This window comes from Bradyrhizobium sp. WSM2793 (assembly GCF_000379585.1).
Taxonomy (GTDB): Bacteria; Pseudomonadota; Alphaproteobacteria; order Rhizobiales; family Xanthobacteraceae; genus Bradyrhizobium.
The window spans coordinates 25,677-45,469 of sequence record NZ_KB902777.1 but is presented as its reverse complement, the minus strand read 5'-3'; the positions used below and the strand labels follow the sequence as shown (position 1 = coordinate 45,469).

General features: G+C 64.8%; 23 protein-coding genes. 11 read left to right on the top strand and 12 right to left on the bottom strand.

From position 1 onward, the window contains the following. Nucleotides 1-62: 62 nt before the first annotated feature. From A3AS_RS0112405 to A3AS_RS0112395, 3 genes are all read right to left on the bottom strand, one after another. On the bottom strand, nt 63-923 hold the full coding sequence (locus A3AS_RS0112405; protein ID WP_018317903.1) for a PCC domain-containing protein: 861 nt from the start codon (nt 921-923) through the stop codon (nt 63-65). Between the two features lie 9 nt (nt 924-932). After that, the gene (locus tag A3AS_RS0112400) at nt 933-2,540 is read right to left on the bottom strand and encodes an acyl-CoA synthetase (RefSeq protein WP_018317902.1); all 1,608 of its coding nucleotides are present in this window, start codon (nt 2,538-2,540) and stop codon (nt 933-935) included. Nucleotides 2,541-2,645: 105 nt separating this feature from the next. After that, on the bottom strand, nt 2,646-3,143 hold the full coding sequence (locus tag A3AS_RS0112395) for a hypothetical protein (protein ID WP_026201932.1): 498 nt from the start codon (nt 3,141-3,143) through the stop codon (nt 2,646-2,648). Between the two features lie 94 nt (nt 3,144-3,237). Here A3AS_RS0112395 and A3AS_RS0112390 point away from each other — a divergent pair, with 94 nt between their 5' ends. Together A3AS_RS0112390 and A3AS_RS0112385 are read left to right on the top strand one after the other, a co-directional pair. After that, nucleotides 3,238-3,597, top strand: coding sequence for a hypothetical protein (locus A3AS_RS0112390; protein WP_018317901.1), 360 nt, complete (start codon nt 3,238-3,240; stop codon nt 3,595-3,597). Between the two features lie 85 nt (nt 3,598-3,682). Continuing rightward, a complete protein-coding gene (locus A3AS_RS0112385) occupies nt 3,683-3,958 on the top strand; it encodes a GNAT family N-acetyltransferase (protein WP_018317900.1) in 276 nt (91 codons plus the stop codon). A 49-nt stretch (nt 3,959-4,007) separates the two neighbouring features. Here A3AS_RS0112385 and A3AS_RS0112380 read toward each other — a convergent pair whose 3' ends face one another. Further along, complete coding sequence (locus A3AS_RS0112380) at nt 4,008-4,349, bottom strand: SPW repeat protein (RefSeq protein WP_312013773.1); 342 nt, start codon at nt 4,347-4,349, stop codon at nt 4,008-4,010. Nucleotides 4,350-4,720: 371 nt separating this feature from the next. On the opposite strand from A3AS_RS0112380, the gene A3AS_RS0112375 reads away from it, so the two are divergent. Then, the gene (locus A3AS_RS0112375; protein WP_018317899.1) at nt 4,721-4,996 is read left to right on the top strand and encodes a GNAT family N-acetyltransferase; all 276 of its coding nucleotides are present in this window, start codon (nt 4,721-4,723) and stop codon (nt 4,994-4,996) included. Between the two features lie 66 nt (nt 4,997-5,062). Here the strand turns inward: A3AS_RS0112375 and A3AS_RS0112370 are convergent, their stop codons facing one another. Then, the gene (locus tag A3AS_RS0112370) at nt 5,063-5,464 is read right to left on the bottom strand and encodes a DUF3597 domain-containing protein (protein WP_026201930.1); all 402 of its coding nucleotides are present in this window, start codon (nt 5,462-5,464) and stop codon (nt 5,063-5,065) included. A gap of 335 nt (nt 5,465-5,799) precedes the next feature. On the opposite strand from A3AS_RS0112370, the gene A3AS_RS0112360 reads away from it, so the two are divergent. Both A3AS_RS0112360 and A3AS_RS0112355 read left to right on the top strand, forming a co-directional pair. Beyond that, nucleotides 5,800-6,708, top strand: coding sequence for a DUF2189 domain-containing protein (locus A3AS_RS0112360; RefSeq protein WP_018317896.1), 909 nt, complete (start codon nt 5,800-5,802; stop codon nt 6,706-6,708). Between the two features lie 130 nt (nt 6,709-6,838). Then, complete coding sequence (locus A3AS_RS0112355; RefSeq protein WP_018317895.1) at nt 6,839-7,663, top strand: lytic murein transglycosylase; 825 nt, start codon at nt 6,839-6,841, stop codon at nt 7,661-7,663. Between the two features lie 67 nt (nt 7,664-7,730). On the opposite strand, the gene A3AS_RS49000 is transcribed toward A3AS_RS0112355, so the two are convergent. Further along, on the bottom strand, nt 7,731-8,138 hold the full coding sequence (locus tag A3AS_RS49000; RefSeq protein WP_245283194.1) for a hypothetical protein: 408 nt from the start codon (nt 8,136-8,138) through the stop codon (nt 7,731-7,733). A gap of 516 nt (nt 8,139-8,654) precedes the next feature. Here A3AS_RS49000 and A3AS_RS44980 point away from each other — a divergent pair. From A3AS_RS44980 to A3AS_RS0112330, 4 genes are all read left to right on the top strand, one after another. Beyond that, on the top strand, nt 8,655-8,807 hold the full coding sequence (locus A3AS_RS44980) for a DUF1127 domain-containing protein (protein WP_007590701.1): 153 nt from the start codon (nt 8,655-8,657) through the stop codon (nt 8,805-8,807). A gap of 129 nt (nt 8,808-8,936) precedes the next feature. Beyond that, nucleotides 8,937-10,364, top strand: coding sequence for a methylenetetrahydrofolate--tRNA-(uracil(54)-C(5))-methyltransferase (FADH(2)-oxidizing) TrmFO (trmFO, locus tag A3AS_RS0112340; RefSeq protein ID WP_018317894.1), 1,428 nt, complete (start codon nt 8,937-8,939; stop codon nt 10,362-10,364). A gap of 7 nt (nt 10,365-10,371) precedes the next feature. Next, a complete protein-coding gene (locus A3AS_RS0112335) occupies nt 10,372-11,466 on the top strand; it encodes a serine/threonine protein kinase (protein ID WP_026201928.1) in 1,095 nt (364 codons plus the stop codon). 93 nt (nt 11,467-11,559) lie between these two features. After that, nucleotides 11,560-12,132, top strand: a complete 573-nt coding sequence (locus A3AS_RS0112330; protein ID WP_049814866.1) for a CAP domain-containing protein — start codon at nt 11,560-11,562, stop codon at nt 12,130-12,132. Between the two features lie 12 nt (nt 12,133-12,144). Here A3AS_RS0112330 and A3AS_RS0112325 read toward each other — a convergent pair whose 3' ends face one another. Then, nucleotides 12,145-12,618 carry a VOC family protein gene (locus A3AS_RS0112325; RefSeq protein ID WP_018317891.1) on the bottom strand — a complete coding sequence of 158 codons (474 nt, stop codon included), beginning with the start codon at nt 12,616-12,618 and terminating at the stop codon, nt 12,145-12,147. Nucleotides 12,619-12,738: 120 nt separating this feature from the next. Here A3AS_RS0112325 and A3AS_RS0112320 point away from each other — a divergent pair, with 120 nt between their 5' ends. Next, complete coding sequence (locus A3AS_RS0112320; protein ID WP_018317890.1) at nt 12,739-13,935, top strand: aminotransferase class V-fold PLP-dependent enzyme; 1,197 nt, start codon at nt 12,739-12,741, stop codon at nt 13,933-13,935. Nucleotides 13,936-13,984: 49 nt separating this feature from the next. Here A3AS_RS0112320 and A3AS_RS0112315 read toward each other — a convergent pair whose 3' ends face one another. After that, the gene (locus A3AS_RS0112315; RefSeq protein WP_026201926.1) at nt 13,985-14,446 is read right to left on the bottom strand and encodes a cupin domain-containing protein; all 462 of its coding nucleotides are present in this window, start codon (nt 14,444-14,446) and stop codon (nt 13,985-13,987) included. A gap of 127 nt (nt 14,447-14,573) precedes the next feature. Here A3AS_RS0112315 and A3AS_RS0112310 point away from each other — a divergent pair, with 127 nt between their 5' ends. Beyond that, on the top strand, nt 14,574-16,127 hold the full coding sequence (locus A3AS_RS0112310) for a winged helix-turn-helix domain-containing protein (protein WP_026201925.1): 1,554 nt from the start codon (nt 14,574-14,576) through the stop codon (nt 16,125-16,127). Nucleotides 16,128-16,158: 31 nt separating this feature from the next. Here A3AS_RS0112310 and A3AS_RS0112305 read toward each other — a convergent pair whose 3' ends face one another. The 4 genes from A3AS_RS0112305 to secF are packed head-to-tail and all read right to left on the bottom strand — an operon-like array spanning nt 16,159 to nt 19,783. Further along, entirely contained in the window at nt 16,159-17,403 is a 1,245-nt protein-coding gene (locus A3AS_RS0112305) for a threonine ammonia-lyase (RefSeq protein ID WP_018317887.1), read from the bottom strand. Between the two features lie 45 nt (nt 17,404-17,448). Next, the gene (locus A3AS_RS0112300; RefSeq protein WP_018317886.1) at nt 17,449-18,312 is read right to left on the bottom strand and encodes a phytoene/squalene synthase family protein; all 864 of its coding nucleotides are present in this window, start codon (nt 18,310-18,312) and stop codon (nt 17,449-17,451) included. Between the two features lie 7 nt (nt 18,313-18,319). Beyond that, nucleotides 18,320-18,703, bottom strand: a complete 384-nt coding sequence (locus tag A3AS_RS0112295) for an Mth938-like domain-containing protein (RefSeq protein ID WP_018317885.1) — start codon at nt 18,701-18,703, stop codon at nt 18,320-18,322. A 60-nt stretch (nt 18,704-18,763) separates the two neighbouring features. Then, nucleotides 18,764-19,783 (bottom strand): protein translocase subunit SecF, encoded by a 1,020-nt coding sequence (gene secF, locus A3AS_RS0112290; protein WP_018317884.1) that lies wholly within the window; start codon nt 19,781-19,783, stop codon nt 18,764-18,766. Nucleotides 19,784-19,793 lie beyond the last annotated feature (10 nt).

The following is a 19,793-nucleotide window of genomic DNA, read 5'->3' as shown; positions in this document are numbered from 1 at the left end:
CGTAACGGGAACAATGATGCCGCGCAAGTGGCATGGCTCCCGGCGCGAGCCCCGTTCGCAGCCTAGTCCAGCGCCTCCAGCACCAGCTCCATCGTCATCAGCACGGGGTTGTCGCCGCGGACCAGGCGCCCCTCCGCCAAGCCGCCGGTGTAGTCGACCAACGCGGCGTCGAGCGCAGCTTCGAGCGCGCCAGAGGGCCCGATCGCGATCAGCCCGGCCGTTACCGCAAGCTCAGTCGCGAAAGGCTCGGTCACCCTGCCATGGCTGAAGCGAGCGCCGATGGTCGAGCCCACGCCGCCATGGATCTTCGCGCGCGCGATGCCGTGCGCACGGCAGAACTCTTCGAGCGCGCCGGCAAAGTCCTGATTGGGGCGCAGCCGGAGCGCGAAGGCGCGGCTCGTCGTGCGTGCGCCACTGCGCGCAGCCGCCACCGGCCCGAACAGCTTGAAATTGGTCTCGGGATCGGGCTCGGCAGCGAACATCGCGCCGTCAATGCCGAAGGCGTCGACTTCGAACGGTTCGGCGACAACAGTCTCGTCTGGCAGCATGTGGCCGCCGCTGGCCTTGCCATCCGCCTCCGTCCACAGCCCATGGCAGTGAAAGAACGGCGCGCCGTCGCGCGTGCCGAGCGTCATGGAGCCGAGCTTCGTGCGCGTCACGCCGCCGGGCCGGTACGTGTCGCTGTAGAACGCCGCGTTCTCGCCGGTCTTCGACAGCGCCGGCATGACATAGGCGAAAGGCTTGAGCGCGCCCTGCCTGAAGTTCAGCACGCCGCTCGTAAAACCTTCGGCCGCAAAGCCGCGCCGCGCGGCTTCCAGCAGCGGCAGACCTGCCTGAAGCGTGAAGGAGAAGGCGCGCCCCCTCGCCTCCACCCATTGAATGCGTTCCGCGATGGGCGCGCCCGGCTGCTTGATATTCCGCATCACCTGCGCTCAGCCCGCCTTCGTCTTGTCGAGATCGAGCAGCCCGCGCGCCTCGAGCTCATCACGCACCATGCGCTTCGGCACCTTGCCATAGCCGGATTTCGGCAAGGCCTCCCAGAAGAAGAACCGCTTCGGCATCTTGTAGCGCGGCACCTTCGGCGAAAGGAACGCCGCCATTTCGGCCTCGCTCACCGCCTTCGCACCTTCGCGCGCCACGCAGACGGCGACGCCGACCTCGCCCCAGGTCGGATCGGGCACGCCGAGCACGGCGACCTCGCCGACCGCGGGATGCGTCAAGATCTTCTCCTCGATCTCGCGCGGATAGATGTTGGAGCCGCCGGAGATGTACATGTCGGAGGCGCGGCCGGTGATGTAGACGAACCCCTCCTCGTCCATATGGCCGAGGTCGCCGGTGCGGAACCAGCCGTTGCGGAACGCCTTCGCATTGGCTTCGGGATTGTCGTAGTAGCCTGCGAGTACCGCCGGCCCGATCACGCAGATCTCGCCGCTCTGGTTGGCTGCGAGCTCGCGGCCTTCATCATCCTGGATCGAGACCTGCATGCCGGTGCGCTCGAAGCCGCAGGTGCCGATCTTGGCGTGCGGGCCGTCCTCGGGATCGTGCAGCGCCGCCGGCAGCACGGTGATGTTGCCGGTGACCTCGCCGAGGCCAAAATACTGCACGATGACCTTGCCGAGCTTCTTCAGCGCGGTCTTCTGATCCTCGCGATACATCGGCGCGCCCGCATAGATCACGTGACGTAGCGAGGAATGATCGTATTTGTCGACGGCGGGGTGCTCGACCATCATCTTCAAAATTGTCGGCACCGTGAAGAGATTGGCGACCCGATGCGTCTCGATCAGGCGGAACGCCTCGTTGATGTCGAATTTCTCGGTCGGCAGCAAGATGGTGCAGACGCCGCGCGCGGTCTGCACCAACTGATGCACGCCGGCGCCATGCGACAGCGGCGCCACCACCAGCGAGGCGTCATTCTCGGTGACGCCGGGCGTCAGATCGGCGAGATGGTTGGTGATCACAAAGCCCATCTGGCCGTGGGTCAGCACCGCGGCCTTGGAGCGGCCGGTGGTGCCCGAGGTGAAGAAGAACCAGCAGGGATCGTCGTGCTCGACGGCGACATTCGCGACATTGGCGCCGGCATGAGCGGCAATGGCATCAGCAACCGAGCGCTCGCCGAACGCGCCCTTGCCGTCGACGCTCCAGGTGAACTCGAGCGCGCCGCCTTTCACGGCCGCCGCATGCTCGGGAAAATCGACATGGCACAGAAACGCCTTGGCGCCGGAGGCCTCTGCCAGATAGGTGACCTCATCCGGCATCAGGCGGAAATTGGTGGGCACCCAGACCGCGCCGAGCCGGAACGCGGCGAACATCGAGAAGAACATCTCGTCGCCGTTCTTCGAATGGACCAGGATGCGGTCGCCCTTGGCGATGCCACGCGCGGCGAGCGCTGCAGCCAACGCCGAGACCTGCGCATCGATCTGCCGCCAGCTCCAGGATTTGTCACCCCAGACGAAACCGGGACGCGCGCCATGCCGCCGGGCATTCTGGGTCAGCATGTAAGCGAGATTCATGACGCGGCGCGACATGCGCAGGGGCTGCATGGGGATTCCTCTTCGAGGGCGGGCGGCGCGCTGGCCGCCGGCTCATTGCAGCCCATTTATCGCCACCGCCCGCGCCCCTGCAAGGCCGCCGGATGCACGGCTCCCCTACGGCTGCTTGAACGCAAACGGCGTCGCCGTGATCGCCTTCTGCTTGACACAGGTCTGCGGGCCAAAGCCGCCGCAGAAGCTGCCATGAAGATCGAAGCGGACGGTGCGCGCAGCGCCGCGCTTCATCGGCGGGGCCATGATCTTGTGGCGGAGGACATAGCCGTCAAACACCGGGCGAATGTTGCCGTCCGGCAGCGTCACCAGGATGTTGATGACGCAGCCGCCAGTTCCGCAATAGGTCGTCTCGCGATCGCCGCATTTGGTGTCCTGGAAATCGACGATGTAGTCGTCGCGGCCGTCACCGGTCAGGTCGATCTTGCGCACCGTATCGGGCGCGAAGGTCACCTCGCCACCGTCCTGGCTGGTGCATTCCTCATTGGCGTAGCGCAGTGCCTTCTGCACGCCGGGCGGATAGTCGGAGGGATCGAACGGCTTTGCATCCTCGGCGCGCGCGGCGGAGGCGAACAGAGCGAGCAGAAGCATCAAATAGCGCATGCGCGTTTGTCGCCGGCGCGGCCGCAATCGTTCAGAAAATTTTAAACATGATCGGCGCACCCTTCCTCAGTTCTCGCGTACAGAGTGTCGCATCATGGTCAAAGCGCCCGCCTTCCTCCTGTTGTCGCTGGCGCTCGCCGGATGTGCCGTGGCGCCACAGGCGCATCTGGCCTCCGATCCCGCCTTCAAGCCTGCACGTTATGCTTGGGATGGCGCCGGCGAGGATCCCAATCGGCCGCGGGCAGCAGCACAGCCAGCGCGGACCTCGGCCCGATCCGAGCGGAACGGCTCGCAAGCCGGACTTCAGCCCCATTCGAAGGAGTGGTGGCAAGCGCAGGACGGCAGCGAGGCCGAGCAGGATGCCAGGGTCAACCGCTCCCTGGTCATCTGCCAGGGGTGCCTGCGCCCGCCGCAGCAGCCCGAAGATTCCAGGCTCGCCAAAGCGGCCGATTGAACCGAACGACCTCAGCTACTGAAACCAGGCGACCTGACCGCGCGTTACCGCTTCGCGCGAGGATCGCAATTGGAGGTGCGACGACATGAGCGACGTCATCGACAACAAGGACCATCACTGCTTCGAGCTCGAGGTCGAGGGCCATGTTGCGACCGAGCATTACAAGCTCGACGGCGGCGTCATCACGTTCGAGCACACCGACGTACCAAAGGATCTCGGCGGCAAGGGCGTCGGCTCGAAGCTGGTGCAAGGCGCGCTAGACCAGGTCCGCGCCGCCGGATTGAAGCTGATCCCGCAATGCCCGTTCGTGAAGGCATGGATCGAAAAACATCCGGATTATGCGGACCTCGTGGCGAGGTGAGAGCACAGGCCCGCCGCCCGTAGCCAGCGGGCCTGCCGACAGCTACGGCCTATCGTCCGTGCTTGAGCATGTCCTGATCATTCAGATCCCAGTCCTGCCACAGCTGAAGGATGCCCAACAGCACCACCGCCGCGCCGAGGCTCGTGTGGTAGATGCGGAGAAAGCCGTCAGCGGAATAGCCGAGGGCGTAAGGCGAGGCGATGAGCCACAGTCCGACGAGGATCGTCGTCACCTCCTGCCAGCGCTGCAAGGCGACATATTCGAGCTGGCTGATGCCAAATACGACCAGGCCGATTGCGACCGCATTCAGGATCGCCGTCGGGTGCCCGGCAATCGCCGGATCCTGGACGGGAAACCACGGCGAAGCCACGATGAGCGCGCCGAGCAGCATCCCGCACCAGTCTTCCCATGTCCGATGAGTATTCAAGAAACCAAAGTCCGACATCGTAACCTCCTCCAAAGAGGCATACGTCTGCGGCTGGCAATCATGACACTCCGAATGTCTGGCGACCCTGCCGGCCGCATTCGGGCGTATGTCCTTGAGAGGACGTGGGAGCCGCCGTGGAACTTGCAAGAGTGGCGCCGGTAATTATTGGAGCCGGCGTGGTGTTCACCAGGGATGGCTTCTCATACTGCACTGCAGCTACAGGCACGCGCGTTTGCAGATATCTGCCGTGCGGCAAGCTCCCATGGCCGTGCCTTGCCAAGAACGGGGACGGGCTCCTAGATCAACGCCTCAGACGCACGTCGGAAGGATCTTGCATGGTGGCATCGGTACGGGACAACAAGGACAGGAGCCGCTTCGAACTCGATGTCGGCAACGAGGTCGCCTTCGCCAATTACCGGCTGACCTCGACGGCGGTCATCATCACCCACACCGAGACGCCCCGCGCGCTGCGCGGCCGCGGCATCGCCTCCGAGCTGATCAAGGGCGCGCTGGACTTGATCCGGCGCGACGGCCGCAAGGTGATCGCCGGCTGCGGCTTCGTGGTCGACTATCTCGACAGGCATCCGGAGAATGCGGATCTGGTCGGCTGAAAGCAAAAAGGGCCCGCGCGATCGCGAGCCCCTGCGGCACGACCGGCATACGGTCAGTGCTTGCGGTCAGTGCTTGATCTCAGGCGGCAGCTTGCCGCCATTGGCGGCGAGCTTGGACATCACCTGCTTGTGCAGCCAGACGTTCATGCTGGCCGAGTCGTTCATGTCGCCGCTGTAGCCGAGCTCCTTGGCGAGATCCTTGCGCGCAGCGAGGCTGGAATCGATGTCGAGCGCCTTCATCAGGTCGACGATCGAGGTGCGCCATTCCAGCTTCTCGCCCTTGTGCGCGGCCACCGCCTTGTCGACGATCGCCGCCACATCGACCGCGGCCATGGGCGCGGAAGCCGGCGCCGACGCTCCAGGCGCGGCCCCTGCGGGCGCACTACCCGGCGCCGCGCCACCGGCGGGCGCGGCGGAAGCCGGCTGGCCGCCGAAGATCGCGCTCATGATTTTCCCGAAAATGCTCATGTCTGCTCCCCGAAAAGGATCCGTTGGAAGAACCTTGAGTGGCACTTATAGACCAAGTTACTGCGTAGCGCCCGCGAAGTTCTGCGAACCACCACGCAGCATCAGCTTATCTGCGGCGAAATGACGACCGAATGACATCGTCGAGGTTGCGATGCGGCATCGAATTTCACCCAAGCGTGAGGACAGGACTCGGAAATGGGCGTACGCTTCCAGCTCAGCTCGCGATGTCGTCCGGAATTCGCGTCTGGTCGGGATCGCGGGACTTCAGAGAATGGCGGCCGCTTGCGCCGTTTGCCGGCGCCGAATTCGGCCGCTCGGCAAGGGAGCTAGCGACCATGGCTACACTCTACCAGGGCAATGTCCCCACGATGGCCCAGCCCACTGATGCGGCTGGACCGGTGATCCGAACCATCCAGCTGTCTGATCTGCACGATGCGCTCAGGCGCGGCTGGGAAGATTTCAAGGCCGTGCCGAGCCACGCCATCCTCCTCTGCGTGATCTACCCGGTGCTCGGCCTCGTGCTCGCCCGTGTGGTGATGGGCTATTCGGTGCTGCCACTGCTGTTTCCGCTCGCCGCCGGCTTCGCGCTGATCGGCCCCTTCGCAGCGCTCGGTCTCTACGAGCTTTCCAGCCGGCGCGAACGCTACGAGGAAGCAAGCGCCTGGGATGCGATGGAGGTGCTGCGTTCGCCCTCGTTCGGGGCGATGCTCGGCCTCGGTACGTTGCTGCTCGCGCTGTTCGTGACCTGGGTTGCGACCGCGCAGGCGATCTATGTCGCGGCGTTCGGCTATGAGGGCGTCACCGGAATCTCGGACTTCATGACGCGCGTGCTGACGACGCAGCAGGGCTGGTGGCTGATCGTGGTTGGCTGCGGCGTCGGTTTCCTGTTCGCGCTCGCCGCGCTCTGCATCAGCGTCGTGTCGTTCCCCTTGATGCTGGATCGCCACGCCGGCGCGTTCGAGGCGATGAGCACCTCGCTGCGCGTGATCGCGAGGAACCCGGTGCCGATGGCGGCCTGGGGCGTGATCGTAGCGGTTCTGCTCGCGCTCGGCACCATCCCGGCGTTCCTCGGCCTTGCCGTGGTGATCCCCCTGCTCGGCCATGCCACCTGGCATCTCTACCGCAAGGTGATCGTCTCGGAGCCTGGTGCACGTCCGGTGCCGCCCCCTCCACATCGTCCGCGCAAGTCGGCTGCCGACTTCCCGGCCAACCTCTTCCCCTGGCGTAGCAGGACGGACGCCTGACGATATCGTGACATGCGATCCTGCCCTGGTTCGGGCAGGATCGCGGCCTGTCGCACGCCTTGCTTTGGCCGCGGTTCCGATCGAGATTGCGCGCCCCGGTCAGATCGCTTCACGGAATTCATTACCTCGAATGACCTCGACGATTTCTCGTCTCGCTCTCGCAGCCTTCGCCCTCTCCGCGTCAATCCTGTCCGCCCAGCCAGCGTTCGCCGCGGTTGCCTGCGGCTCGGGCAATTTCGATGCCTGGCTTGCGGACTTCAAGACCGACGCTGCGGCCAAGGGGATCTCACAGCAGGCCATCGCATCTGGTCTCGCCGGCGTGACGCTGGATCAAAGCGTGCTCAACCGCGACCGCTCGCAAAAGGTCTTCGCCCAGACCTTCGAGGAATTTTCCGGCCGCATGGTGCCGCCGCGCCTGGAACGCGGCTCCAACAGGATGAAGCAGTACGGCTCGGTGCTGTCGCGCATCGAACAAACCTATGGCGTCCCCGGCGAGGTTCTGGTCGCGATCTGGGGCCTGGAGACCGATTTCGGCGTCAACACCGGCAAGTTCGCCACGATCCGGTCGCTGGCAACACTGGCCTATGACTGCCGGCGCGCCGAGCAGTTTCGCGCCGAACTGCTCGACGCACTGCGCATCGTCCAGCGCGGCGATCTCGTGCCAGCCGAGATGAAGGGCGCCTGGGCCGGCGAACTCGGCCAGACCCAGTTCATGCCGTCGTCCTGGATGAAATACGCCGTCGATTTCGACGGCAACGGCAAGCGCGACCTCCTGCACAACGCGCCCGACGTGCTCGCCTCCACCGCCAATTATCTTGCCGGCTATGGCTGGCAGAAGGGCAAGGATTGGCAGCCGGGCAGTCCGAATTTCGCGGTGCTGCAGCAGTGGAACAAGAGCGAGGTCTATTCCAAGACCGTCGCCTATTTCGCCACCCAGCTGGCGCGCGCCCCTTAAAGACCCATCAACAAACGCGTAGGGCCGATCGTCTGACCGGCCCTCTCTCGTGCGTTTGCCTACCCGTTTACTTGGCCATGGTGGCGTGCATTGCCTTGTTCAGATGCGCACCGCACGCACCCATTTTGCCGTTGAGCAGCGAATCCTGGGCAGCCGCGATCTCCTTCTGCGCGACGAACTTGCTGTCGCCGTCGGCCATGTTCTCGATCGCGGTCTCCGTCTTCTCCAGGTTGGCCGAGCTGCAACCGCCCGCGGCGTGCTTGGCGGCCTGGGCCGGCGTGACGGCGAACGCGACGGCGGCAATTGCGATAACCCCGAGTAACTTCGTCATGATGTTACTTCCTTCTGTTGTTCTTGAGACAGGACCCGCGACATTGCCGGCCTCTGCAACATGACTTTCCCCCGGACGCGGCAACTTGCCGCAATAAATTCCCCGCGAGAATTGCGTGATGTTGCGCATCACGCAGAGCCGCATGCGAAATTTCTGATTTTCATTACATCCCGGTAATCATCGTCACACGCTCGGCGTGTGTGCGCTGCGCTATCGTGGGTGCGAATGGGCCGTTCCGACGTATCCTGCCGCGAAAAAGCCCGTGGGACCCCATTCGCGCCTACAGTTCCATCCCACAAATAATGAATCTATATTCAAAATAACGATTTCGTCTCATGCGAATCGCGCATGCCCGACTTGGGTGTAGAAGCTGACGACCCGACTTGCTGGTGACAGGCACGCAACTTATCTCGGCTATGATCGAGATCAGTCGACAGCCCTTAAACCCGTGATTTCACGGAAGTTTGTCGCCAGATTCGGTCCCTACAGTTCAAGCCTTGGGCGGGACTGGCGAGAGGTTAAGCCTCCCTTACTCGCGGTATGCGTTACTCGCTTAGCTGCATCGCAACATCGGAACTTTCGCACCGCAACACTCTCACCTATATTCATTTCAACGATGCAGCCCGGGCAAGGGTTGAATCGAACTGCAGGAGACTACCAATGCTGCTCTCGCTCATCCGCATGATCCAGGCCTTCCGGGACTATCAGCGCAATGTTGCCGAGCTGTCCCAGCTCAGCGATCGCGAACTGGCCGATATCGGCCTCGATCGCTCGGACATCCCGCGCGTTGCCGCCGGTCAGTATCAGGGCTGATATCGTTTCAGCCCTTCCACCGGAACGGACCGATAGCGCCCGCCTCGTGCGGGCGTTGTCGTATCTAGCGGCAGAAAACTCGATCTCGGCGATTCCACTCCACGCCGAAAAGCGCTACCTGTCCGCCCCATGACAGGACCTCAATCCAACATCGTGCACGTGATCGGCGCCGGCCTTGCCGGCTCTGAAGCCGCCTGGCAGGTGGCCAAGGCCGGCGTGCCCGTGGTGCTGCACGAAATGCGGCCGACCCGCATGACCGAAGCGCACCGCACCGACGGGCTCGCCGAGCTCGTCTGCTCCAATTCGTTCCGCTCGGACGACGCCGCCAACAATGCCGTCGGCCTGCTGCATGCCGAAATGCGCCGGCTCGATTCGCTGATCATGCGCGCAGCCGACGCCAACCAGGTGCCCGCCGGCGGCGCGCTCGCCGTCGACCGCGACGGCTTCTCCGCGGCCGTCACCAAGGCGCTGAACGACCATCCCCTGATCCAGATCGCCCGCGGCGAGGTTGCAGGCCTGCCGCCGGCCGACTGGAGCAACGTCATCGTTGCCACCGGCCCCCTCACCTCCGCACCGCTCGCCCATGCCATCCGCGAGTTGACCGACGAGAACGCGCTCGCTTTCTTCGACGCAATCGCGCCGATCGTGCACCGCGAATCCATCGACATGTCGGTGGCCTGGTTTCAGTCGCGCTACGACAAGGTCGGCCCCGGCGGCACCGGCGCGGACTACATCAACTGCCCGATGACCAAGGAGCAGTATGACGGCTTCGTCGCCGCGCTCATCGCCGGCGAGAAGACCGAGTTCAAGGAGTGGGAGACCAACACGCCCTATTTCGACGGCTGCCTGCCGATCGAAGTGATGGCGGAGCGCGGCCCCGAGACTTTGCGCCACGGCCCGATGAAGCCGGTCGGTCTCACCAATCCGCACGATCCCACGACCAAAGCCTACGCGATCGTGCAGCTGCGTCAGGACAACAAGCTCGGCACGCTCTACAACATCGTCGGCTTCCAGACGAAGCTGAAATACGGCGAGCAGCAGCGCATCTTCCGCACTATTCCCGGGCTGGAGAAGGCGGAGTTCGCCCGCCTCGGCGGCCTGCATCGCAACACCTTTCTGAATTCGCCAAAGCTTCTCGACAGTCAGCTACGCCTGCGCGCGCAGCCGCGGCTGCGCTTTGCCGGCCAGATGACGGGTTGCGAGGGCTACGTGGAATCGGCCAGCGTCGGCCTGATCGCCGGTCTCTATGCAGCCGCGGACGCGCGCGGCGAGACGCTTGTCAGCCCGCCCGGTACGACCGCGCTCGGATCGCTGCTCGGCCACATCACCGGCGGCCATATCGAGACCATCGAACCCGGCACACGCTCGTTCCAGCCGATGAACATCAATTTCGGTCTATTCCCACCGCTTGCGACCGCGCCGACAAAAAAGCCCGACGGCACGCGCCTGCGCGGCAACGAGAAGACGGTGGCCAAGAAGCAGGCGATGAGCGCACTGGCACTCGCCGATCTCGATCGCTGGATCGCCGATCATTTGCGCATTGCCGCAGCCGCGTGAGTTTGCAATGAGCCTCCCCAAAGACGACGCCGCGACGCTCTCGGCGCGCTGGACCGAGGGCGTGCTGCTCAAGCGCGACGTGTTCTCGACCGTCGAACGCGGGCGCTTCCGTACCGACATCGGCGAAGTCGACGCCGTGCTGCGCCGGCTCGACGAGGTGCCGTGGTGGTCATTCCTGCTGGCGCGCCATCTGTTCGCCCGCGAGAAACACGCTCTGGCGCTGGCCAAAGGCCTCAACGTTGGTCCGGAGCTGCTGTGGGCCGGACGCCGCGCGCTGGTGCGCGGCTTCGTCGACGGCGTCGCTTTGCATCTGGCCAAGCCCCATGGCGACCTCGCCTATTTCCGTTCGGCCAAGGTGGCCCTGCGCCGGCTGCGCCGCGCCGGTATCTGCCACAACGATCTTGCCAAGGAACAGAACTGGCTGGTCGGCCGCGACGGCCTCGCCTATGTCACCGACTTCCAGCTCGCCGCCTGCTTTGCGCGGCGCGGCCGGCTCTATCGCATCCTCGCCTATGAAGACCTCCGGCATCTGCTCAAGCACAAGCGCTCCTACGCACCTGAGGCGCTGACGCCGCGCGAGCGAAAGATCCTTGCGAAGAAGTCATTCGCCGCCAGCCTGTGGCTTGTCACCGGCAAGAAAGTCTATCGCGCGATCACGCGCGGCTTGTTTAACTTCACCGACCGCGAGGGCGGCGGCCGCAGGCTCGTGAACGACGCGCCGGTGCTGACCGAGCTGATCCGCAAGAACCCGGCCGTGCGCGACACCGCCATCGTGGCTTTCGCGGACCGCCGCTCCGGCGTCGGGCTCTATGCCTTCGTCGAAGCCGATCAGGCTACGCTCGAGGGCCAGTTGCGGAACGAGCTTGCGGCCGCCAAGGGGCCGAAACCACCTGAGCACATCCAGGTCGTTCACGCACTGCCGCGCGACGCCGGCGGCAAGCCGCGCACCGAGATCCTGCAACTGGTCGCCATGAACCAGCTCGACCTGATCGAGCCGATGATGAAGAACGACCAGGACCGCGCTTTCCTCAAGGACATCCTGGAACAGCGAAAAAACCTGCGCGACCGCTTCAATTTCGAGGCGAACCTGCCAGCGAACTGACGGGCAGTCTCGCCTTGAAGCGTCCACATTGGCGATAGAGAAGCGGTCGGACAAGTCAGGCTCGGCGGGGTCATGGGCACTCGGGGGACGATGATGCATCGCGTGGTTGGCGGCCTGATTGCCGGCCTTCTGCTGCTGGCGGCCGCGCCCGCAATGGCCGAGACCCCGGCCGAGCTGATCTCCAGCTTCCGCCTCAAGCACGGTGAGGTTCGCGTCGTCCGCGATTCCACCCTCGACCGCATCGCCATGGACCAGGCCCGCGCGATGGCGGCGAAGGACGACCTCAGTCACGACGCGCTCGGCCCCTTCAATCGCCGCGTCGCGCCCGCCGGCGCCGGCCGCGCCGCCGAGAACATCGCCTACGGCTACGACAATTTCGAGAAGACCCTGGGACAGTGGATCGACTCGTCCGGGCACCGCAAGAACCTGTTGCTGCACAACGCCTCCCGCGTCGGCATCGCCAGCGCCAGGAATGCCAGCGGCAAGCGCACCTATTGGGCCATGGTGATCGCGGGCGATTACGAGCCGAAGGGCAAGGGCAAGAAGAAAGACAAGGAGCCCCTCGTCGCCGTGAAGCGCGAGGTTGCCGTGAAACGCGAAGCCGCACCCGCGAGCAAGCCCAAGCCCAGCAGCTGTCACATCAAGCTGCTCAGCCTCTGTATCTGAGGCAAGCCAACGTCAGCCGCGTCGTGCCGCCTCGATCGCAGCGACGTCGATTTTCCTCATCCCCATCATCGCATCGAAGGCACGCTTGGCTTCAGCGCCGCCGGCCGCCAGCGCCTCGGTCAGCACGCGCGGGGTGATCTGCCAGGAGACGCCCCATCTGTCCTTGCACCAGCCGCACGCACTCTCCTGTCCGCCATTGCCGACGATGGCGTTCCAATAGCGGTCCGTCTCCTCCTGGTCATCGGTTGCGATCTGGAACGAGAAAGATTCGTTGTGCGTGAAAATCGGACCACCGTTGAGGCCGAGACAGGCAACGCCGGCGACGGTGAATTCGACGGTGAGCACATCCCCCGCCTTTCCGGACGGGTAATCGCTGGGCGCGCGGTGGACGGCGCTCACGGCGCTGTCGGGGAACGTCTCGGCATAGAAGCGGGCAGCCGCCTCGGCATCCCTGTCGTACCAGAGGCAAATCGTGTTCTTCGCCATCGTGCGTCCTTTCAATTCCCCACCAAATTTTGCTTTCAATCAGCATAGGCATCGGGATCCGGATGCTCCAGTTTGCCCGATCTTGCTCGTTGCGTCATTGTGTCTAGCTGAGGGAACCCGATGGCAGAGGCTTCTGACTTGATCGACATCGCCCGAATTCGCGCCGACACACCCGCCGCCTCCCGGCTCGCATATCTCCACAACGCAGGCGCTGGCCTGATGCCGGCGCCGGTCGTAGCGGCGATGAAGGGACACATCGATCTGGAGACCGAGATCGGGGGCTACGCTGCCGCCGATCGCGAGGCCGACCGGCTCAACGCGGTCTACGGCTCGGTGGCGCGTCTCTTGAATGCCGCGCCCGATGAGATCGCGCTGGTGGAGAATGCGACGGTCGCCTGGCAGATGGCGTTCTATTCGCTTCCGTTTCGCAAGGGCGACCGAATCCTGACCGCCGAAGCGGAATACGCCGCCAACTATGTCGCCTTTCTCCAGGTCGCCAAACGAACCGGCGCGGTCATCGACGTGGTGCCCAGCGATGCGAGCGGCGAGCTCGACGTAAACGCGCTCGAACGGATGATCGATGAGCGCGTAAAGCTCATCGCGATCACCTGGGTCCCGACCAATGGCGGGCTGGTCAATCCGGCGGCAGCTGTCGGCAAGATCGCGCGAGCGCACGGCATTCCCTATCTGCTCGACGCCTGCCAGGCGGTCGGCCAGATGACGGTGGATGTCGAGGCCATCGGCTGCGACATGCTGTCGGCCACGGGGCGAAAGTTCCTGCGCGGCCCGCGCGGCACCGGCTTCCTTTACGTCCGCCAGGCGCTGCTGCAACGACTAGAGCCGCCGATGATCGATCACTTCGCGGCGCCCTGGGTCTCGCGCGATGAATATCGGCTTCGCGACGATGCACGCCGCTTCGAGACCTGGGAGAACAATTACGCGGCCCGGCTGGGGTTGGGAGCGGCTGTCGATTACGCCCTGGAGATCGGCATCGCTCCGATCGAACAACGCTGCCGCATGCTTGCCGGCCGTCTTCGCGGCGGCCTTGCCGCCCTTCCCGGCATCACCATTCGCGACCTCGGACGCGCGCCGGGTGCAATCGTCAGCTTCACGCTGGACGGGCATGAGGCGGACGCCGTTGTCGCCAGCGCCGCTACAGCAGGCATCACCATCGGCGCTTCAGATCCGTCGAGCACGCGTATCGATGCCGAACTTCGCGCCTTGCCGCATGTCGTGCGGGCATCGCCGCATTATTACAACACGGAAGCCGAGATCGATCGGCTGATCGCTCACCTGGCGGATCTGGCGGCACGGTAGCGCGGCCGGGCCGACCTTGAAGTCGATCCAGCCTCGCGCCGTCTGGGCTTCAAGCTCTTGTCGTCAGCGCCGAGAGCTGGTCGGTATCGAAGCGGGCGCGTAGCTCGCTGATGGCTTTTGCATCCGGGGGACCACTTGCCGTCAGCTTCGCCAGCTCCTCGAAGTAATGCTCGTGTCCCGGCGGGGATACGGTCATGAGCACGCGCGCGGGCTTCTCGCTCGCGTTAGTGATGTTGTGGGGAACACCGGGAGGAATGAAGAGGAAGGTCCCTGGGGTTGCCCGGACAATCTCATCCCCGACGAACCATTCACACTCGCCGTCGAGCATGTAGAAGGTCTCTTCCTGAACACGATGAACGTGCCGGCCGGTGGCGAATCCTGCCGGAATTGTCCAATCGAACATGCTCGTATGCCCAGTGTCCTCGCCCGTCACCAGGAAGGCCATTGGTTGGCCGCGCAGCGTGACCCCCTCGGTCTCGCCGGGCCTGCGGATGACGTGTTTCGCGGTCATGTACACCTCCATCGCTTGTTGCAGCGTTCCTCACGGCTCGCGCGATGGTGGTCCAGTCCAGCCGGAAAGTCGCAAAGCCGTTCGGAAAACGTTGCAAAAAACCTGCGAAATGTGGCCTTCTTCGATGATGGCCACGATCCTTGAATTTGGTCCCTTTCGCCTCGATGGCGATGCGGGGATCCTGTTCCACGGTGCTGAGCCGACCGCTCTCGGCCAGCGCGCAGTATTGCTCCTGGCGCTCCTCGTCCGGCAGGCTGGTGTGCCGGTTTCAAAGGATGCCTTGATCGAGGCGGCCTGGCCCGCCCAGGCCGTCGAGGACAGCAACCTGACCGTCCAGATCGCGGCGGTGCGGCGCACGCTGGCGGACATCTCCGGCGAGGCGCGTTGGATCGAAACGCTGCCGCGCCGCGGCTATCGCTATGTCGGCCCGACCGTGACGAAGTCCGATCCGGGTCCCGCACGAGCAACACCGCAAGCGCCGTTGCTGTCATTGCCCGACAGGCCGTCGATCGCAGTGTTGCCTTTCACGAACTTGAGCGGCGATGCGGCGCAGGACTATTTTGCCGACGGGATGGTCGACGACATCATCACCGGCCTCTCGCGCATCAACTGGCTGTTCGTGATCGCGCGGAATTCCACATTCGCCTACAAGGGCCGCGCGGTGGACGTGAAGCAGGTCGGCCGCGAACTTGGTGTACGCTACGTGCTGGAAGGCAGTGTCCGCAAGACCGGCACGCTGGTCCGCATCACCGGCCAGTTGATCGATGCGTCGACTGGCATGCACGTCTGGGCCGAGCGATTTGACCGCCGATCCGAAGACGTCTTCGCCCTCCAGGACGACATCGCATCGTTGACCGTCGGTGCGATCGCGCCCAGCCTGCGGCGCGCCGAGATCAATAGGGTCAGGCGCAAGCGGCCGGACAGCCTGGATGCCTATGATCTCGTCCTGCGCGCCCAGCCGGACGTCGATTCCGGCATGCCGGCCCAGGTCACCCAGGCGCTCGTGCTGCTCGAACGTGCGATCGCGCTCGAGCCTGCGTACGCGCTTGCGCACGGCAATGCAGCGATGTGCCATCACTGCCTGTTTCTTCGAGCCGGTTTGCAGGAGGCCAATCGGCAGGCCTCGATCCGCCACGCGCGCTCGGCCATCGCCCACGGCCAGGATGATGCGCTTGCTCTCACGCTCGCGGGCTTTTCGATCGGCATGGACGGGCACGATCGCTCCGCAGCGTTCATCGCGTTCGAGGCCGCGCTCGCCATCAGCCCATCATCGGCGCTGACCTACATCCTCGGCAGCGTCATGCTCGGCTGGGGCGGAGATGCCGACCGCGCTATCGAATGGAGCGAACAAAGCCTGCGGCTCAGTCCGTTCGATTCCTGGGCTTTCGCCGCGTTCGACGCCCAGGCTCTTGGGCACTTCCATCGCGGCCGATATGAGGAAGCGTGTCGCGCCGCTTACCGCTCGGTTCAGGCCAATCCTCGCCACAGCATCACCCATGTGCAATTGGCCGCGGCGCTGGCAAAGCTTGGACGATTGCAGGAGGCGAAGGCGGCGGCCACGCGGGTGCTGGAGCTGCACCCGACGTTCCGCTATGGCCGTCAATTTCAGGGCGTCAACTGCGCGCCAGCGCTCGCTTCCTCTCTCGGCGATGCCCTCCGCATCGCAGGCCTTCCGGAGTAGCGCCGAGTTCGGCCTGGCGTCTCCACGCGCCCTACGTGCAGCGCGCGCTTAGTCCGGATGCACTGAGCTTTGCCATCACCTCGTCGAGATGGGCGCTGTCGCGGGTCTCGATGACGAGTTGCAGCAGCGTGGCCTTGGCCGGCAGGTCGGAAAAGGTCCGCTGGTGCGAGACCTCGATGATGTTGGCGCCGGCCTCGGCCAGGAGGGCCGCGACGGCGGCCAATTGCCCGGGCCTGTCGGGAATGTCGAGCGAGAGCTGGGTCAACCGCCCCTCGCGCGCGAGCTCGCGGGTGAGGACGGATGCGATCAGCCGCGTGTCGATATTGCCGCCGCTCAGGACGAGACCGACCTTCTGGCCGGCAAAGCGGGTCGGATCGGACATCAGCGCGGCAAGGCCGGCGGCGCCGGCGCCCTCGACGACCGTCTTCTCGATCGAGATCAGTGTCGCGACCGCGCGCTCGAGCTCGGCTTCGTTGACGAGCGCGATGTCGTCGACGAGGCGGCGGACGATCTCGGTGGTGATCTTGCCGGGCGATTTTACCGCGATGCCTTCGGCGAGCGTATCGCCCCGCGCCGGCAGATTGCCGGCATGGATGGCGTTGTACATCGAGGGATAGAGCCAGGCCTCGACGCCGAGGATTCGCAGCGACGGCTTGATCGATTTCGCCGCGATGCCGATGCCGCTGATCAGACCGCCGCCGCCGATCGGCACGACCAGCGTGTCGAGCTCCGGCACGGCCCTCATCATCTCCAGCCCGACCGTGCCCTGCCCCGCGATCACCAGCGGATCGTCGTAGGGGTGAACGAAGATCATGCCTCTGGCTTCGCCGTGGCTGCGCGCGAACGCGGCCGCCTCCTCCAGCGTCGCGCCCGTGACGACCACCTCCGCGCCGTGATGCCTGGTGTTCTCGACCTTCACCATGGGCGTGCCGACCGGCATGACGATGGTGGCGGGAATGCCGAGCCGTTTGGCGTGATAGGCCACGCCCTGCGCGTGGTTGCCCGCCGACATCGCGATCACGCCCCGCGCGCGCTCCTCCGGCGTCAGCGCCGTGAGGCGGTTGAGCGCACCTCGCTCCTTGAACGAGGAGGTAAACTGGAGGTTCTCAAATTTGAGCCAGATCTCGCAGCCGCAGATGCTGCTCAGCGTGCGGCTGTAGCTGCAGGGCGTCTCGACGACGGCGCCCCTGATCGTCTCGGCGGCAGCTTGAATGTCGTCAGGAGCGACCGGAAAGCCGCTGAGGTCGGACGATGTGGTTTGGGACAACTCAGCCATGGGACAGCATAGAGCATCCGGCGGTTCGAGGCGATAAGCCAGCCGCTATTTGGTAAATTCCCGGGAACGTGAAGCCCGCCACAATGTCCAGAGCGTACGCAGCCGCGACGTCGGCTGCGGCGCAAACGGATCGCGGCCGGGCTGCGACAGGCGCTTGAGATCGGCCCTGACCTGGCTCAGCGGCAGAAACGCCGGACGCGCCTGCACCGGAACGTCCGCCAGCAGCGACAAGGCCGTGGTCAAATGCTGCTGCGCCTCGCCTGCAAGCTGCTCCAGTACGGCGCGGAGGCTCGCCGTCTCCTTGCCAGCGAACACGTCCTCCATCTGGCAGCCATGGCTCGCCAGCACCTGTTGCGGCAGGAATAGCTGCCGGCGCGACGCATCGCGCGGCAGGTTCGCGATGATTTGCACGATGCCCTGCGCCAATCCCGCATGACGGGCGAGATGTTCGACCGCCCCCGACGGCAGCCCCAGGACCTGCGCCGCCTGACCAAACAACGCCGACGAGGTCGCGGCCAGATAGCCCTCCAGCGCCGCCATGGTCGGCATCGGATCGTTGTAGAGGTCGAACTGGTGCTCGTCGACGAGCAGCGACAGCGGCTCGACCGGCAAGTCGAACTCGCGGATCGCACGCAGCAGCTCCGCCGCCACGGGATTGCCCTCGGCACTGCCGTGCACCAGGCCGGAAAACAGATCGGTCCACCATTGAAATCGGATTTCGCCGGGCAAGGGCTGGCTCACCTGGTCGCGGACGCGGACGATCTCGACATTGAAGGCATAGAGCGCGAGCAGCGCACGGCGCTCGGCGGCGGGCGCGAACAGTGTCGCCGCATAGCGCGGAAAGTCATGGCTGCGCACGAGATCGGCGCAGAAAGTGGCGGAATCGGGCGGCGGCGCGGCGCTGCTCATGTGCTGTTCATGGCACCGCGATCAGCGCAGCGGCAACGCGCCGCCGTTCGCCGATCATGATGTTGTAGGTACGCACAGCGGGACCGGTCTGCATCGTGTCCAGCACCACCCTCACCGCCTTGAGCGCCTGCCGCAGCGCCGGCGGCGGCAGCCAGACCCCGGTTCCGGTACCGATCAGCAGGGTGTCGATGCTGTTGGCGGCCGTGAAGACCCGGTCCAGCGAATAGCGGTCGATCCTCGCGGGATCCGTCACGTCCCAGGCCCAGATCGCGTCGGGCAGGCACAGCAGCGAGCCCCGATGCGACATGCCGGCGAAGGCGAAGCCGCCCTTGCCATAGGCCTCGATCGGCGCCGAGCGCGGGAAATGCGGTGCGTTGGGATCGCCGGCCATGAGCTTCGTCCGAATGGGCTTACTGCCCTCGCAAACGCCTGCGAGGGCATGCGGTTCGGATCATGCCTTGCTTTTCTTCGCCGGCGTAGCCGTATCGGGCGCATCCTCGCGATGCTCGCCGACGCCGAGATAGATCAGGATCGGCGCCGCGATGAAGATCGAGGTATAGGTGCCGACCAGCACCACGCCGAACATCATCACCGCGGTGAAGCTGTGGATGGCGTGACCGCCGAACAGGAGCAGCGCCAACAGCGCCAGCGTCACCGTGAAGTGGGTGATGATCGAGCGCGACAGCGTCGAGTTGATGGACTCGTTGAGCAGCTGCGGCATCGGCATCTTCTTGTAGCGACGCAGCATTTCACGGATGCGGTCGTAGATGACGACGGTGTCGTTGAGCGAATAGCCCAGAATGGTCAACAGCGCGGCGATGCTGGTCAGGTCGAAATCGACCTGGCTGATCGACATGAAGCCGATCGTGAGCACGATGTCGTGCACGTTGGCGATCATGGCGCCAAGCGCGAACTGCCATTCGAACCGGAACCAGAGATAGATCAGGATCGAGATGATCGCGAGCATCAGGCCGAGCATACCGTAGGCCAGCAACTCGCCGGCGACGCGCGGGCCAAGCACCTCTGTACGCTGGATGTCGACGCTGTCGCCGAGCGCGCCACGAAGCTTCTGCAGCGCTGCCTGCTGGGCGGCGTCGCCGCCCGGCTGTTCCGCAACGCGGATCAGGACATTCTCAGGGCCGCCGAACTCCTGCAATTGGACTTCGCCCAGTCCCAGCGCGTCGAGCTTGGTGCGCATCGCCGCGATGTCAGCGGTGCCGGACTTTGCCTTGACCTCGAGCAGCGTGCCGCCCTTGAAGTCGATGCCCAGATTTAGCCCATGGGTGAAGAACAGCGTAATCGCTACGATCGACAGCACTGCCGAAATCGGGAAGCTGATCCGGCGGAAACGCGTGAAGTCGAAATGCGTGTTGTCCGGGACGATCCGCAACGACGGCAACAGGCCGAGGGCTGCGACCACAGTGAGAATGGCGATGAGGACGCCGAGCCCGATGAGAACGGTGTGAGTCACGATCAGGCTC

Excerpts from the sequence above, each read along its gene's own strand:
- A3AS_RS0112385 (WP_018317900.1), top strand. The coding sequence starts at position 3,683 with ATGAGCGACGTCATCGACAACAAGGACCATCACTGCTTCGAGCTCGAG.
- A3AS_RS0112375 (WP_018317899.1), top strand. The coding sequence starts at position 4,721 with ATGGTGGCATCGGTACGGGACAACAAGGACAGGAGCCGCTTCGAACTC.
- A3AS_RS0112305 (WP_018317887.1), bottom strand. The coding sequence starts at position 17,403 with ATGGCTGAGTTGTCCCAAACCACATCGTCCGACCTCAGCGGCTTTCCG.
- A3AS_RS49000 (WP_245283194.1), bottom strand. The coding sequence starts at position 8,138 with ATGCGGCTCTGCGTGATGCGCAACATCACGCAATTCTCGCGGGGAATT.
- A3AS_RS0112380 (WP_312013773.1), bottom strand. The coding sequence starts at position 4,349 with ATGCTGCTCGGCGCGCTCATCGTGGCTTCGCCGTGGTTTCCCGTCCAG.
- A3AS_RS0112310 (WP_026201925.1), top strand. The coding sequence starts at position 14,574 with ATGGCCACGATCCTTGAATTTGGTCCCTTTCGCCTCGATGGCGATGCG.
- A3AS_RS0112405 (WP_018317903.1), bottom strand. The coding sequence starts at position 923 with ATGCGGAATATCAAGCAGCCGGGCGCGCCCATCGCGGAACGCATTCAA.
- A3AS_RS0112360 (WP_018317896.1), top strand. The coding sequence starts at position 5,800 with ATGGCTACACTCTACCAGGGCAATGTCCCCACGATGGCCCAGCCCACT.
- A3AS_RS44980 (WP_007590701.1), top strand. The coding sequence starts at position 8,655 with ATGCTGCTCTCGCTCATCCGCATGATCCAGGCCTTCCGGGACTATCAG.
- A3AS_RS0112355 (WP_018317895.1), top strand. The coding sequence starts at position 6,839 with ATGACCTCGACGATTTCTCGTCTCGCTCTCGCAGCCTTCGCCCTCTCC.
- A3AS_RS0112315 (WP_026201926.1), bottom strand. The coding sequence starts at position 14,446 with ATGACCGCGAAACACGTCATCCGCAGGCCCGGCGAGACCGAGGGGGTC.
- A3AS_RS0112370 (WP_026201930.1), bottom strand. The coding sequence starts at position 5,464 with ATGAGCATTTTCGGGAAAATCATGAGCGCGATCTTCGGCGGCCAGCCG.
- A3AS_RS0112400 (WP_018317902.1), bottom strand. The coding sequence starts at position 2,540 with ATGCAGCCCCTGCGCATGTCGCGCCGCGTCATGAATCTCGCTTACATG.
- trmFO (WP_018317894.1), top strand. The coding sequence starts at position 8,937 with ATGACAGGACCTCAATCCAACATCGTGCACGTGATCGGCGCCGGCCTT.
- A3AS_RS0112335 (WP_026201928.1), top strand. The coding sequence starts at position 10,372 with ATGAGCCTCCCCAAAGACGACGCCGCGACGCTCTCGGCGCGCTGGACC.
- A3AS_RS0112320 (WP_018317890.1), top strand. The coding sequence starts at position 12,739 with ATGGCAGAGGCTTCTGACTTGATCGACATCGCCCGAATTCGCGCCGAC.
- A3AS_RS0112325 (WP_018317891.1), bottom strand. The coding sequence starts at position 12,618 with ATGGCGAAGAACACGATTTGCCTCTGGTACGACAGGGATGCCGAGGCG.
- A3AS_RS0112330 (WP_049814866.1), top strand. The coding sequence starts at position 11,560 with ATGCATCGCGTGGTTGGCGGCCTGATTGCCGGCCTTCTGCTGCTGGCG.
- A3AS_RS0112295 (WP_018317885.1), bottom strand. The coding sequence starts at position 18,703 with ATGGCCGGCGATCCCAACGCACCGCATTTCCCGCGCTCGGCGCCGATC.
- A3AS_RS0112300 (WP_018317886.1), bottom strand. The coding sequence starts at position 18,312 with ATGAGCAGCGCCGCGCCGCCGCCCGATTCCGCCACTTTCTGCGCCGAT.
- A3AS_RS0112390 (WP_018317901.1), top strand. The coding sequence starts at position 3,238 with ATGGTCAAAGCGCCCGCCTTCCTCCTGTTGTCGCTGGCGCTCGCCGGA.
- A3AS_RS0112395 (WP_026201932.1), bottom strand. The coding sequence starts at position 3,143 with ATGCGCTATTTGATGCTTCTGCTCGCTCTGTTCGCCTCCGCCGCGCGC.